Here is a 15,474-nt window from a genome sequence, read left to right as displayed (position 1 = left end):
GATGAAACCGATTTTATCAAAAGCACAGTTGGATTACATGAAAGCCAAGAATATGTTTGAGAATAGAGCAAAAGTGTTGGAGAAGGAAATTGCAGCTAAACGGGCACTACAGGAGATCACTCAAGAGGTCATGGAAGAACTGGTGCAAGCAACAGGATTCCACGATTCATACAACGAGCTTGTTGTTACTGAGAATGCTCTGATCGAATGGTCTCATACTACAATCAAGCATGAGAAGAGCTACCGCGAGAACCGCGCAGCTATTGATGCAATGTATGACAATGTGAACTCGAGTCCTGAGAAGCGTCAGGAATTGATCCAATTATCTATGAAGATTCGTTAGAAACAATGTAATAGAAGCAAGCGTCGGCAACGGCGCTTTTTTTGTTTTTTGTAGGAATGTTTAAATTAATAGTACAAGTGTTAATGATTCTTAGTAAATATTGCATAATGACGTTTAGAAAGCGACTATGATATACTGTTTTCCGTAGGCACCCATGATTAACAATAGTTAGTAGAACATACATATGTATCTTCTAATGGGATCACACCGGAAAATATAAAAAAGAAGATTTTTTTTGAGAAACCGCAACTTTTTCAAATCTTCTGCGTTTAAGGTGTAGAGTCATTTACACAGGGGCTGAAATTAACCGCTGGTAAAGCCAATTTAACAAAATGGAAAAATTAGCTTTACGTGACTTGAGGCACATTGTATAATACTTAGGTATAATTAGGAATCTAGTATTGTCATGTCCTAAAATCGTTTACCAGTTTCTGTGATACCCGTCACAGACATTATTTATACTTAATTTGCTCAACTCGGGAAAGGGGGTGCATCGGCTAATGAGTGACATGAGCTACTCAACTAAAGAAAAATCTCAGTTTATGAACGTCCAAGGAGGAGAAAAAAAGGTTATGAAGAAAATTTTATCCGTAGCATTATCTACAGCAATGGCATTCTCGATGTTTGCCTCTGTAGCGTTTGGTGACGCAGCAACAACTCCGCAACAAAAATTTGATGCTTTGGCAGCGAAAGGTATTCTCAACGGATACCCAGATGGTCAAGCTCACCTTGAAAAAGATCTTACTCGTGCTGAGTTCGCGAAGATCGTTACTAAATTGTTCGACCTTACTGAAGTAACTAACAAATTGTCTTACAAAGACAAAGGTTACAACGCATCGAACTGGGCTGTGCCTTACATCGAAGCTGTTACTGCAGTAAACTACATGCAAGGTAAAGATACTGTTAAAGGTATCTTTGACTACAACGGTAAAGTAACAGTTGAAGAAGTTGCGGCTGTATTGTTCCGCGCTTTGAAATTGGAACAACCAACTACAACTGATAATTCTGCATCCGCATGGGCTAAAGGTTATGCTCAAGCAGTAATCAATGCAGGTTTGGTTGCTAAAGACACTAACTTCAAAGCTAACGCTAGCCGTTCTTTGGTAGTTGAAACAGCTTATGCTGTGGATCAATTGAGCCAAGCAGCTACAATCGTTTCTGCTGAAGCATTGAGCCCAACTAAAGTAGTTGTTACTTTCTCTGACAAAACTACTACAACTGTTGAATTGACAACTGCTCTTGTAGCAGGCGTTGAAACTACAATCAACTTCAAACACAATGATCATGATTACACTACAAAAGTAACTTTGGCAGCTCCTAAGGTTGTTTCCGCAGAAGCTCCAAATGCTAAACAAGTAGTAATCAAATTTAACCGTTCAATCGATGTTGATACACTGGCTGAATCCAGCAAAGTTATCGACGGCGTAGTAAAAGTAACTAAAGTGGGTAGTGATGTTAACGAAGTAGCTAATGCTAATGTTACCTTCAACGCTGACAACACTGAAGCTGTTATTACCCTGCCAGGAGTTAAATTCCTTAAAGGTAACTACACTGTAGTTCTTAACGATGCTGTAACAACAACATCTGCTGAAGCTATCCCAGCTTACACACAACTGATCACTGTTGCTGATACAGTTGCTCCAACACTTGCTTCTGCTAGCTCTACTGCAAAAGCAACTACTAAAGATGTATACGTGAAATTCAGCGAACCAGTTAAAACTACTGGTATTGTTGCTTACGTAAATGGTCAAGTTGCTACTGTAACTGTAACAAATGATACTTACACTGAGTATAAATTGTCTGCAGGAACATTGGATAGCGGCAAAACTTACGATGTATCGTTGCTTAACGTTACTGACTTTGCAGGTAATGTAGCTAATCCTAACCCAATCAAAACTACTGTAACTGTAGTTTCTGATGTTGCTGCTCCAGTAATCAAGAGCGTAACTCCAGTAAGTGACAAGTATGTTGAAGTTGAGTTCGACAAAACAGTTGATCGTGCTTCTTTGGTTGGTAATGTTCGCTTGTTGAACTCCGTTGGTGAAAGCCAAGGTACGTTCCAAGTGTTGACTACTGACAATGGCAAGAAGTTCACCCTTCAAAGCCCATTGACTAGCTTCCCTTCAACTGGAACTTTCACTGGTTCTGTAGTATTCGGAGCTTCTGTAAAAGATACTCTGGGTAACATTTTGGGAACAGCTGCTAGCCAAGCAATTACCTTTACTAAAGACACTGTAGCTCCTACTGTAACTGGTGTTACTTACACTACTACAGCTGTTAATAAAGGTCTGGTTCTGAAATTCTCTGAAAATGTTGTATACAAAGGTAAAGGCACCCTGCAACTGATTAATGATACTACTGGTGAAGCTACAACTGTGCTTCACAATTCTAGTCTTGTTAAAGGTAGCGGAAGTACTTTCACTATCACTGGTGTAAGTGTACCAACTGCTGGTAGCTACACATTGCGTATTCCTGCAGGATTGTTCGTAGATAAATCCTACAGTGCAAATGAACTGACTGCTGCAGTATTGCCTGTAACAATCGGATCTACTTCAACTGACGATAAAGCTCCAGAATTGTTGGTTGTTAATGGCGCTGCTCCTATCAAGTTCTATGATAGCAAATCTGTTGGTGATGACACTTATGGTGATGCTTTGATCACTGTTGATCTGTTTGATGCTAGCGGTTTGAAATCATCCACAATTCTTGATAAAAACAGCTACACATTGAACAATGCTGGTCTTCCAAGCACTTCTTACGTTACAATTAAAACATTGAACGAAAAAGGCGAAGAAGTATCATCTGCTACTAACCCAACTCGTGCTCGTGCATATGTATATATCCCTAGCTCCAGCATCACAGAAACTAAAGACTATGTCTTTGCTGTGAATGGTGTTACTGATACTGCTGGTAACGTAATCGATGGTACAGTTGCACAACAAAAAGGTAAGCTGACTAGCAGAATTAGCCCTGCGTTTGATTCAGCTGTAGTATCCAGCGGAGGTTCAACTGAACTGATTCTCGGATTCTCCAAAGACCTGAATGAAGCTACAACTGAAGCTGACTTGAAAGCGAACCTGGAATTCTACATCAACACTGATGTTAATTCTAGCAACAAAATTTCATCAGAAAACATTCTTTCTATCACTCCGATTAAATACGGATCTGATAAAGGAAAATGGTCTGTTAAATTCTCCAAGAAAATCATTGATTCCGCTGCTGGTGCTAAAGAAGAACTTGATCTTAACGCCAACGGTGTTAACAGAATCATTGTTAAAGTTAAGAAAGACGCTGCAATCTTCGATGCTGATGGCAACAAGATCAAAGGCGAAACAGAAATCTCCGCTAAGTAATCTCCGATTACCGAAGCACAGAATAGCCTCTTCGGAGGCTATTCTTTTTTTATAGGTTTTTATCCCCAATAATGAGGAGGAACTTCTTTGAAATCGGTATGGAAAGTAACAACCACCGCTGTATTGCTGGCTGGTAGTGTATGGGCTGGATCTCTGCTAAATATTACTGCTGAAGGTGCAGGTGTTGGTTCTCAGCCTGGCACAACGGATGATCCTGTAGTTACGAAAAGCTACGTAGATCAGCAAATTCAGAAAGCACTTTCAGGTGGTACAGTGACGACTCCGGTAGCGACTGCTACACCTGCGCCTAGTGCAACCACAGCGCCAGTAGCTACACCTGGTCAAAATAGCAGTAATGAATCTGTGATTGTTGATGTGAAGCCTGGCCAAACTTTAATTGCTTCTGCAGGCGCTGAATTTATCGTTCGCGCGGGTAAAGCAGTAATCGTTTCACAAGATGCGAATGGTGTGGCAGATTTAACAGATGGTAAAGATCTAACAAATGGACTAGCTGCACCATCTAACCACTTATTGTCCTTCCCTCGTGATGGTCGTGGAATAACTGTTCAAGAGGGTCAAACACTTGGTCTTGTTGTGATGGTTCGTGGTGGATATACCTTGAAATAATGTGTAATGATATATATTCATAATGCCCGTAAACAGACGTAATCATACCTTCAAACTGTTTTCCAAAGTTACAAATCATTGGCGCGATTGAAGATTAAGTGATGGACGCACAATATTCCTGTAATCTTACAAATTCACAGGAGGTGCTGTAACATGGCACGTAATAATCGTACAGTCGTACCTGAAAGTCGGACAATGCTGAAACAAATGCAATATGAAATTGCAGCTGAATTTGGATTATATGGGGCTCATTATGGAGGCGGGGCAGACACGGAGTTTGCTTCTGAGTTAGGAGCAGTCGGAGGTAGTGGTTCTGGCCGTAGTCAGTACCTTGGGCATCTAAGTTCAAGGGATAATGGGTCTGTTGGAGGAGAAATTACGAAGAGACTCATTAAGCAAGCTGAACAGTCTCTTTTTCAATAATATCAGGGGTTAGGATGCCCTTATTCCTTATCTGATATTGCTTTTTTATAGCGTGAAATCAATATTCATACTCTCACGGGGGGTTCTGTGTTTAATTGACACCACCCCCTAAATAAGATAATATGACTTTTGAGGAAAGCCTTAAACCTTTTCCATATGGAAAAGGTTCATTTTTTGAAGAGTTTAGTGAATGTAGGCATCAAATTTTGCAAAAATCCTTCATAAAAAGAAATCAGGCAAACCTGAATTATTTATATTATTTAGTTTTATTATTTGGCCTGTTATCATTAAGGAATCCCTTATACAGTGTCAGACTAACCATATGGGAGGTTGTTATACTTGTCTATTAAAGGGCGTCATTTGTTTACTTCTGAGTCCGTTACGGAAGGGCATCCGGATAAAATCTGTGACCAGATTTCCGACGCGGTATTGGATGCATTTTTAGTTAATGATCCTAATGCACGTGTAGCCTGCGAAGTAGCAGTAGCAACAGGTCTTGTACTGGTGATCGGGGAAATCAGTACCAAATCAGAGTATGTTGATATTCCTGCCATCGTACGCAATACCATCAAAGAAATTGGATACACACGTGCAAAATATGGTTTCGACTATAATACTTGTGCTGTGTTGAGTTCTCTTAACGAGCAGTCCGCTGATATTGCCCAAGGTGTTAACTCTGCTTTAGAACACCGTGATCCTGCTCAAGTAGCTGAAGAAACTGCTAATATTGGTGCAGGCGATCAAGGGCTCATGTTTGGGTTTGCTACGAACGAGACACCTGAACTGATGCCACTGCCGATTGCTTTATCACATCGTATTGCACGTCGTTTATCTGAAGTTCGTAAGAACGGAACCTTGGACTATCTTCGTCCAGACGGTAAAACACAAGTTACGATTGAGTATCAAGATGAAAAACCTGTACGCGTAGACGCTATCGTAGTATCTACACAACATGCAGAGGAAATTTCTCTTGAACAAATTCAGGCGGATATTAAAGAACATGTTATTTTGCCTGTTGTTCCTGCGGAACTGCTTGATGCAGAAACCAAATACTTTATTAACCCAACCGGACGTTTTGTTATTGGGGGTCCTCAAGGGGATGCTGGTCTAACTGGCCGTAAAATTATCGTCGATACATACGGCGGATATGCTCGTCATGGCGGCGGAGCATTCTCAGGTAAGGATCCAACTAAAGTGGACCGTTCTGCGGCTTACGCGGCTCGTTATGTAGCTAAGAATCTTGTAGCTGCTGGTTTGGCCGACAAATGTGAGATCCAACTTGCCTATGCCATCGGTGTAGCTACTCCTGTCTCGATAAATGTGGATACATACGGAACAGGTAAAATCAGTGAAGAGAAAATGGTTCAACTGATCAGCAACAACTTTGATCTTCGCCCTGCGGGCATCATTTCTATGCTTGATTTGCGTAAACCGATTTATAGACAAACTGCAGCTTACGGTCATTTCGGACGTACTGATGTTGATCTTCCATGGGAACGCGTAGATAAAGCAGAATTGCTAAGAGATCAAGCAGGGTTGTAATTCATCATACGGTCTTATAATATGTTAACCCGCAAGTTGGCCATGGTGTCAGCTCTGCGGGTTATTTTGCGTGCGAAAACGAGCAAGGCTAGTGAATCTAACCATAGAGAAGTAGACTACTAAACTTTGCCAGCCTTTTAGCCGAAATATAAGAATATACATAAAGACGATAGTATGGCTTGAGAGGAGTCTATCACGGAATGAAAAGAAAAATTTCAATATGGACGGCACTTATTCTAGCGGGAGAGTTAGTACTTGGTTCGGGTTATCCTGCTATTGGAATAGGGAATTCAGCAGTGTACGCTGCATCAGAGTTTGGTATAACAGTCTCACCAGCGCCTGGAGCAAGTTATGTAAGTATAGGATCATCCCTTAGACTGAGCTTTGATCGTCAAGTAAACCCGCAGTCAGGTGAAATTACTATTACGGGTCAAGGTGATAGCTCACCTTTTTTAACGATTCCTATTGGTAGTTATGGTCTAATTGGTAGTTCAAAAGATTACGAGCTTAAGCTAAATCAACAGTTTACTTCAAACAAGACTTATACAGTGACAATCCCTAAGGGGTTGTTCAAGGATAATGATGGTAATGAGTCAGGTGTTACTTCATGGGCATTTACTACTGCGCCTGAGAGTAATACAGCGATTACGGCAGGCAACTTTTCACCTGCTAATAATACAAGAGTGGATGCAGGAGCCCTTAAGGAGCTAAGTCTAACCTTAAATAAAAACCTGATAAAAGGTGGAGGTTCCATTCGAATTTTGTCGTCTGCAGATAATGCAACCGTACAAGAGTTCAAAATTAAGGATGATGATACTAGAGTCAACGTTCAGACTGATGCTAACTCTACTACAGTTAAACTAACATTGGATAAAACATTGGCCTCCGGAAGTAACTATTATGTTCTTATAGATTCTTATGCTTTTAAGGATGTTGATAATCGAACGTATTCCGGGATTTCAAGCGGTGATGTGTGGAGCTTCTCTACTAAAGGTGTGGCAGAGATTCCAGTGACTCCTGCACCGGCAAACGGATCAGGTGGGGTATCTACCACTGGAGCCCTACAGCTTACATTTGATCGTCCTATGATGCCTGCAGCTGGAACCATAACAGTATCTCCAGGTGCAGCTAACGATGCTAGAACGAGATGGCTTAATGTAAACTCCCCAGCCGTTACAGGAGGAAGCAGCAGAACTATAACATTGCTTCCAGCATCAGCAGCATCACCCTTGCTAAACAGTACGCAGTATACGGTGACGATACCGCAGGGAGCTTTTTACGATCAAGACGGAAATGTATTTCCGGCTTCGGGTGCGTATACCTGGACATTTACAACGGCTTCTTTGACAGGACTTAACGTAAGCGCGCTAAACCCGGCTGACCGGAGTGAATCCATAGCTAACAACAGATCATTTTCTGTCACATTCAATCGTAATGTGAATTATAACAGTGCTGTGGAAAATGGCGTAGCACTTTATAAAAGTGGTGGCGCACAGGTTCCGGTTACTGTTAACCGGAGTACAACTGCTGCAAACGAATATGTAATTACGCCTAAAACAGCTTTAGATAGCGACTCAACCTATTATATTGATATTGCTAAAGGAGCTTTTGTAGACGCTATTGATGCTAATGTTATCTATGATGGACTAAGCGGCAAAAATTCATGGAGCTTCCGGACCTTGTCTCAGGACAAAACAGCTCCACAGCTCACATCTGCATCACTCGAGAACAATCGGACCATTCGTTTAAAATACAATGAGAGTCTCAACTCTTCCATTGCACTGTTGATCTCCAGTTTTAGTGCTACGGTGAATGATGAGAGTCGTACAATTGAAAGTGTCTATATCCAGGGAGACAGCGCCTATGTGGTACTCAGTACAGGGGTAGCGGTTGGACAGAACGTGAAGGTTAGCTATACAGGGGGTCTGCGGACCATTCAAGATCCAAGCGGAAATGCAGCCAGCACCTTTAGCTCAAAGCAGGTTACTAACACTATCGAGTCCTCCATGCCTACACCCAAAGATGGACGGATCACGGGTAGAACGGTAGCGTTGAATTTCAATGACTCCTTAAAGGCAGTTTCCTCTTACGCACATAGTCAGTTTCTAGTGACTTCAGATGGGGGATCCCTAGGGGTCAACTCCATAAGCTCCAGCGGGAACACTGTATATTTAGGGTTAAATAGCGATGCTTCTAATGGCCAGACCGTTCGTGTCTCCTATTATGCAGGCTCTTATCCTTTGCAGAATTCTTTTGGACAAAATATTGCGGATTTCACAGATTTCTACATTCGCAACAGCAATGATACAATTCCACCCGTGTTCCAAAGTGCAACCGGAGGTGGCAATAAAATCCTTCTGAATTACAATGAAGGCTTGTCAACGACAAACCTCCCGATGAACAGCCAGTTCTCTGTGCTTGTTGGCACCACTCCTAACTATGTTACGAATGTATCGGTCAGTGGCTCACAGGTCACGCTAACGCTCCAGAGTGCTTTGGCGGTGAATCAGAATGTTACTGTATCCTATGTTCCGGGGACTACCGGAATAAGCGATTTAAATGGAAACCGTGCAGCTTATATTAACCTGCAGCCTGTGTCCATCTCGGAAAACAGCGGAACTAGCATACCTGAGATTAGTTCTGCCACCATCAATGGCGACGAGCTTACGGTTACATTCAGTAAAAACATGCAGGCATCTGGTTCCCTCTACGCTAATCAGTTCGGAGTTAGAGCAGATGGGAGCAGTATGGGTGTACAAAACTACACTTTGTCAGGGGATGCTTTGAAAATAACAACATCCTCAGTAGTAAAGACCGGGCAAACTATCGATTTGTCCTATATGTCAGGTTCAGGTACGATCAAGGATCTGAACGGTAATATACTGTCCTCATTCTCTTCTCTCTCTGTTAAGAACCTAACCGGCGTGAGCACCGGAACGGGAAATCGTCCATCCTATCTAGGGACGCTTGCAACAAGTGAGTTTGGAAAAGAATACGCGCTGCTGAAGAGTGACTCTTCACAAATCGTGGATGACCGTTCGTTATACAATCAATCTGTAAAAAGATATACCTTAAACACAGATCGCCTGACGGCCAGTTATGAATATCTGTATAAGGCAAGTAGTGATACATTAGCTTTTGAGGTGCCTGCTACAGAACAATCGGCCTATGTGACTGTTCCTTTAAAGCCTTTGCTTGATGCTGTAAATCGTAGTAAAATCACAAAATTTATGATACGTTATGGCGATCACTTATATAGCGTAGGACTAGACGATATCGATATGAACGGATTAGCGACTAGCTTGATTGCAGATAGTAAAAATATCTCGCTGGTGTTCCGCTTAGAAAAGGTTCCGGCAGGTACGTTCTCCCCATTTGAGCAAAAGCTAAAAACTATGGGGATGCAGAGCGTTACTAGTCTTATGGATGTCCGGGTGACTGCGATAGTAAGCAGCAATTATTCTAATGCTAAGGCATTATCGGTACCTGGAGAATACACTGTGCGTACAACTTCTTCATTGAACAATGCGCAGACATCTGCTGCTAGACTGGATCTTTCCTATTACGATGCAGCCTATCTGCCAACAAAAGTAAGTACGGTAGGTAGCTATACGATTATTCGTGCTCGTACGGAGGGTAATCAGGTGTTAGGAACTTTTATATCAACCCGGGCCTTCTCAGATATGAGTAAGCATTGGAGTAATTCGATCGTAGCAGAGCTTAGTGCAAAAACTATTATCGATAGCAGTTACGGGACTACATTTAGTCCAGAAAAAAAGATTACCCGTGCAGAGTTTGCAGTAATGCTTAGCCGGGGACTTGGTTTGCTAGGCGATCGCGAGACCGCACAGCGCTTCCGGGATGTGCAGCCTTCTACACAAACTGGAGACTATATTGGTGCAGCAGCTAAGGCTGGTATTATTACAGGGAACACGGATGGCTCCTTCCGGCCTAACGATAATATCACTCGTGAGCAGATGGCAATCATGATGATTCGGGCAATGGAATACACCAAACATCCTATTACATTAAGCGGCACTTCTGCCTCAACACTGGCTCGCTTTAAGGATAAGTCCAAAATTCAGAATCAAAGTGCAGAATTCGTAGCTAAAGCTGTGCAATCGGGGATTATTTTGGGAATGACCACAAGTGAGTTCCAACCTCAGGGTAATGCCACTCGTGCACAAGCTGCTGTGATGTTGCATCGGATGCTGAAGCAAACAGATTATTTGTAGAATAAATTGATTGGTAAAGCCTGGCATTCTGCTGGGCTTTTTTTTATGTTAATAGTTTGTGCTACGAGACTCTATAAAGCTTGAAATCTCTCAATTTCGCAACTTTTTCGCTTATTTTCAGTCTATTAAAAGAGTACTAGAAAAATAGGAACCAGTTTCCAGACTTTTGATAACGGACTTGAAGAGTAAAAAAGAGATGGGAGAGTTACGTCGAAATGAATGAAGTTTTCATGGAGAAGAAGAGTAGAGAAGTTGTTCGGGGAATAAAATTATCATCTACTAAAAAATGGGTTGCCGCTTCATTAGCAGGTGTGTTGTGGATTATGCCGGTAATTGGCAGTGAAGGCTTAGCAATGTTTGGTCATAGTTCCACACCAATTGCTGCCGCAGCCACATCTAATTTTAAAGTAAGCAAGCTGGGAGAAGAAGTAATTACTTCGGGCGCCATTATGATGAAATACAAATATACGGCTACACGTTCAGGAGCGAGTGCTTCTGGCTTGGCGGATGTTATTCGCGTTGACCTCAACAATCCATATGTTTCATTAGATGTTATGACAGGTAAAGGTGGAAACCTGACAACACGTCAAAGTACTGGCGGGATGGCTAAGGAAACTGGAGCCGTGGCTGCAGTAAACGGAGATTATTTTAATACAGGCGGGGAAGGCGCTCCGATTGGTGGACAAGTATCCAGTGGCGTCTTGGTTTCCACCCCTTCGCAATTGGATGGAATGTATGCCTTTGCAGTGACTAAGGACCGCAAGCCTCTTATTGATGAGTTCAGCTTTGAAGGAATGATAACCGCACCTGACGGCGCACAGTTTGAGATATCCGGTATCAATAAAGGTGCTTATAGCCCTGAAGGTGGAAGCTCTACTTATAGCCATGCTAATGCAATGTACATCTATACGGATGTATGGACCGCACTCGATCGTCCCAAAAACAGCTCAACCACACCGACAGAGGTGCTCGTTGAGAACGGCGTAGTTACTCAAATATCTGAAAATGCTGCGCTTCCTACAGCGGTTCCAAAGGGAGCTTATATTTTGCGGGCCCATGGCTTAGCCGCACGGTATGTTACTGCCCATCTGACTGTAGGACAACCGGTAACAAGTGTGTACTCCCTGAAATCCAAGACTACGCAGCAATCGCTAGATCCTGCTAATCTGCAAACAATGATTGGTGGACATACGATTCTTGTAAATAACGGAAAAGCTGCAACGTTCTCTCGCTCGACTAGCAGCATTGGCGGTTATCGTGCACGTACGGCTTTAGGATACTCTCAGGATGGACGTTATGTTTATATTATAGCTACTGAAAAAAATGGCAACAGCTCAGGAATGTCATTGACCGAGTTGCAATCTTTTATGACCAATATTGGAGTCTGGAAAGGGCTTAACTTAGACGGAGGCGGCTCTACAACGATGGTAGACCGGCCTCTTGGTGAAAGCTCAGCCACACTAACCTTTAATACAGAGTATGGCACAGAGCAGCGCAGCATTGTTAACGCGCTTGGTGTGTATACTAACGCACCACAAGGTGAAGTAAAAGGAATTAAAATTAGCGGAAGCACTTCGCTATTAGTTGGACAAAAGGCTACTTATTCGTTAAAAGGTTATGACACTTATTATAACCCTATAGATGTAGCAGCAGGCAATCCTACTTGGACATCAAGCGGAGGAAGCGCAACTGTAAGTGCAGGAGAAGTAACGGCAGTGAAGCCAGGCACCGTTACCTTAACGGCTAAAAGCGGCGTAGCAAGCGCTTCTACAACCCTTACAGTCTTGGGTGGAGATGATCTATCCAGCATGAGTGTAGGCACTGCTACAGCGCCACTGACAGCTGGGACAACTGTATCTGTCCCTGTAAAGGCCTCTACGAAGAGTGGAGCAACCATAAGCGTTCCAGATTCAGCGCTGAAGTGGGAGTTTGTAGGCTTTAAGGGAGTCGTGCAAAATGGCAAGCTTACTGTAAACTCTGTGGATGCAGGGGTTACTACAGGTTACGCTATTGCTCGTTATGATGGATTTAGCACAGCGGTTGTATTATCGACAGCAGCAGCTACAACATGGGAAGATTTCGAGAAGGTAAGTTATCCAGTCAACTTTACTACCAATGTGCCAGCGGTACAGGGGACTGCAACAATAGTAGACGGATCGGCTGAAAGAGTAGGCTCCAAGGTGCTGTCACTCAGTTATGATATGACGGCTGGCAGCGGTAAAATGTACGCTTATGCTCAACTTAACGGCACAAGTGGAAAAGCCGTTCCAGCGCTTGCAACTTCGATGTCAGTTGATGTGATGGGCGATATGAGCTTAAATTGGCTGCGTGCTGAGTTTGTAGACAATAGTGGAGCTACAGCCTATGTAGATCTTGCGAAGATTATCGATTGGAACGGTTGGAAGAACATAAACATCGACTTGTCAGGATCAGGGATTAAATTCCCGGCTACGCTGAAGAGACTTTATGTAGTCAACGTAGAGGAAGGCCAAGATGAACGGGCGAAGACAGGTACCGTTGCTTTTGATAATATCACCTTCACAATGCCTTCACTTTCCAGTGATGCAGGGTTACCAAAGGGTACAGCTTCGATGAGCATCGGCTCCAAAGCAATGACCGTAAACGGAAATAAGAAGGCTATTGATGTAGCTCCAATTGTGAAAGACGGCAGTACTTATGTGCCGATCCGTTATGTGCTGGATGCTTTTGGAGGGAATGCTACCTGGGATCAGGTGAATAAGAAGATCATGGTGTTGCGCGGAGCCAAGGCACTGGATCTGACGGTAAATAAAAAGGAATACCTGTTAAATGGTAAGCGACAAAGTGCTGAAGTAGCACCTATTATTTTACAGGGTAGGACTTTAGTACCTCTGAGACTAGTTTCTGAACAGTTAGGATTAACTGTAAAATGGGAACAGAAAACGAAGACCGTAACTATCGAATCGTGATATGTTAATATATAAGGAAAACCTTAATACGATCCGATAGAAAAGGGGCAAGCATCCGTGGAATTTCAAGCCGATGCGATTGATCGCGTTATTAAAAATACCATCGACGTGATGGAGAGCAGCAAGTATCAGATTTTTGAAATATTGCAGGTTGCACGTGATGAACTTGCTGCACTCAACAAGGAACTGCAGCGGGTCATGGACGAAACGGATGAAACGTTGAAAAAGGTAGACAAGCTGGAGCTGCAGTATCACCGCTCCAGAATCCGGCTGACAGAGGTCAGCCGGGACTTTGTCCGCTACTCAGAGAAGGATATCCGTATTGCTTATGAGAAGGCTACGGAGCTTCAGCTCGAACTCATGATGACGCGTGAGCGAGAGGTCTATCTTCGAAGCAGACGTGATGAATTACAAATGCGAGTGCGCAGTGTCGAAAATTCTGTAGAGCGTGCAGAGTCAATTGGTTCGCAAATGAGCGTAGTGCTCGAATATTTGTCGGGAGAACTAGGCCAAGTGACGAGAATTGTCGAATCTGCGAAGAACAGACAGATGATCGGACTCAAAATTATCCTGGCTCAAGAAGAAGAACGGAAGAGAATTGCCCGGGAAATTCATGATGGTCCCGCTCAAATGCTGGCAAATCTAGTCCTTAGGACGGAAATTGTAGAAAGAATGCTGGTAAAGCAGGAATTTGGGCTGGTGCAGGACGAAGTAGTAGATTTAAAAGGGCAGGTTCGTAACAGCCTGGAAGAAATGCGTAAGGTTATTTTTAATTTACGACCGATGGCTCTCGATGATTTGGGCTTGATTCCGACTTTGCGGAAATATGTGCATGATTTTGAAGAGAAGACGAAACTGCGGACGACTCTGGAAACCCGGGGACAGGAACACCGACTATCCTCAGCGATGGAGGCGGCGGTATATCGTCTTGTTCAGGAAGCATTGTCTAATGCAGCAAAACATGCCTACCCAAGCTTCGTATTGGTGGAGATTACATACCAAGCGCAGTTAATTAAGATTGTGATTAAAGATAACGGATTAGGCTTTAATGTACAAAAGTTAAAAAATCAGCAAGGTAATCGGGAAAGCTTCGGGCTAGTAGGTATGCGGGAACGTGTAGAGCTGCTTGAAGGAAGAATGGAAATTGTATCAGCCGAGAATCAGGGGACAACAATCGTGATCCATATTCCGACGAATGTGGAGAAGGGGAAGGAGTAGTGTGATGGAGAACTTAAACTCTAGTAAAACGCCCATTAAGGTTCTTTTGGCGGATGATCATCAGCTTTTTCGTGAAGGGCTGAAACGCATTTTGAATATGGAGGAGGATATCGAGGTCATAGGGGAGTGCGGCGACGGTATTCAGGTATTAGAGTTTTGTAACGGGACTAAACCGGACATCGTATTGATGGACATCAATATGCCTGTTGAGAACGGCGTAGAAGCCACTCAAAAACTTCGGGAAATGTTCCCGGAGGTTAAGGTAATTATTTTATCCATTCATGATGATGAGAGTTATGTATTTGAGACCCTTCGTAAGGGCGCCAATGGTTATTTATTGAAGGATATGGAGGCTGAATCCCTTATTAATGCCATTCGTTCGGTCTGTGAAGGACATGCCTTTATCCATCCAAAGGTTACTGGAAAGCTTATCAATCAATTGCGGCGTATGACTTACCTTAACGAGACTGGTGTAACTACAGATACAGTGGTGAAGGAAGCTGGTGTTAAATTTATTGCTGGCGACAACAATCCTCTGACCCGTCGTGAAGCAGAAGTACTGCGTCTAATGGCTGAAGGTAAGAGCAACAAAATGATTGGTGAATATTTATTCATTAGTGAAAAAACAGTTAAAAACCATGTTAGCAGTATTTTGCAAAAAATGGAAGTGGATGATCGGACTCAAGCTGTTATTAATTCGATTAAATATGGCTGGGTAACCTTGTAGAAGCTTCACAGTAATACGTTACATATAGGAAAGAAATTAAGTAGACACAGCTTGCTTC

9 protein-coding genes are annotated in these 15,474 nt (G+C 42.9%); all 9 read left to right on the top strand.

Translation table 11 applies throughout. The annotated features are described in order from the left end of the window. The first annotated feature begins 1 nt into the window (after position 1). The 9 genes from MHI32_RS28545 to MHI32_RS28505 all read left to right on the top strand — a co-directional run bounded on the left by MHI32_RS28545 (position 2) and on the right by MHI32_RS28505 (position 15,416). Complete coding sequence (locus tag MHI32_RS28545; protein WP_036681520.1) at positions 2–343, top strand: hypothetical protein; 342 nt, start codon at positions 2–4, stop codon at positions 341–343. A 500-nt stretch (positions 344–843) separates the two neighbouring features. Next, positions 844–3,696: an Ig-like domain-containing protein gene (locus MHI32_RS28540; protein ID WP_076307531.1), complete on the top strand. Its 2,853-nt coding sequence runs from the start codon at positions 844–846 to the stop codon at positions 3,694–3,696. A gap of 87 nt (positions 3,697–3,783) precedes the next feature. Next, positions 3,784–4,323: a hypothetical protein gene (locus MHI32_RS28535; protein ID WP_076123912.1), complete on the top strand. Its 540-nt coding sequence runs from the start codon at positions 3,784–3,786 to the stop codon at positions 4,321–4,323. A gap of 153 nt (positions 4,324–4,476) precedes the next feature. Beyond that, positions 4,477–4,746, top strand: a complete 270-nt coding sequence (locus MHI32_RS28530) for an alpha/beta-type small acid-soluble spore protein (RefSeq protein WP_036681516.1) — start codon at positions 4,477–4,479, stop codon at positions 4,744–4,746. 339 nt (positions 4,747–5,085) lie between these two features. Further along, complete coding sequence (gene metK / locus MHI32_RS28525) at positions 5,086–6,288, top strand: methionine adenosyltransferase (protein ID WP_036681514.1); 1,203 nt, start codon at positions 5,086–5,088, stop codon at positions 6,286–6,288. Between the two features lie 200 nt (positions 6,289–6,488). Beyond that, positions 6,489–10,523, top strand: coding sequence for an Ig-like domain-containing protein (locus MHI32_RS28520; RefSeq protein ID WP_339188763.1), 4,035 nt, complete (start codon positions 6,489–6,491; stop codon positions 10,521–10,523). A 215-nt stretch (positions 10,524–10,738) separates the two neighbouring features. Beyond that, on the top strand, positions 10,739–13,471 hold the full coding sequence (locus MHI32_RS28515) for a stalk domain-containing protein (RefSeq protein WP_081388197.1): 2,733 nt from the start codon (positions 10,739–10,741) through the stop codon (positions 13,469–13,471). 57 nt (positions 13,472–13,528) lie between these two features. Next, complete coding sequence (locus MHI32_RS28510) at positions 13,529–14,689, top strand: sensor histidine kinase (protein ID WP_036681511.1); 1,161 nt, start codon at positions 13,529–13,531, stop codon at positions 14,687–14,689. 4 nt (positions 14,690–14,693) lie between these two features. After that, the gene (locus MHI32_RS28505) at positions 14,694–15,416 is read left to right on the top strand and encodes a response regulator transcription factor (protein WP_036681509.1); all 723 of its coding nucleotides are present in this window, start codon (positions 14,694–14,696) and stop codon (positions 15,414–15,416) included. Positions 15,417–15,474 lie beyond the last annotated feature (58 nt).

Source organism: Paenibacillus sp. FSL H7-0690 (assembly GCF_037980415.1).
GTDB classification, from domain to species: domain Bacteria; phylum Bacillota; class Bacilli; order Paenibacillales; family Paenibacillaceae; genus Paenibacillus_AQ; species Paenibacillus_AQ odorifer.
This window is presented reverse-complemented; position numbering and strand designations above follow the sequence as displayed.

Bases quoted from the DNA above. Each gene is read 5' to 3' on its own strand.
- MHI32_RS28545 (WP_036681520.1), top strand. From the start codon at position 2: ATGAAACCGATTTTATCAAAAGCACAGTTGGATTACATGAAAGCCAAG.
- MHI32_RS28540 (WP_076307531.1), top strand. From the start codon at position 844: ATGAGTGACATGAGCTACTCAACTAAAGAAAAATCTCAGTTTATGAAC.
- MHI32_RS28530 (WP_036681516.1), top strand. From the start codon at position 4,477: ATGGCACGTAATAATCGTACAGTCGTACCTGAAAGTCGGACAATGCTG.
- MHI32_RS28520 (WP_339188763.1), top strand. From the start codon at position 6,489: ATGAAAAGAAAAATTTCAATATGGACGGCACTTATTCTAGCGGGAGAG.
- MHI32_RS28515 (WP_081388197.1), top strand. From the start codon at position 10,739: ATGAATGAAGTTTTCATGGAGAAGAAGAGTAGAGAAGTTGTTCGGGGA.
- MHI32_RS28505 (WP_036681509.1), top strand. From the start codon at position 14,694: ATGGAGAACTTAAACTCTAGTAAAACGCCCATTAAGGTTCTTTTGGCG.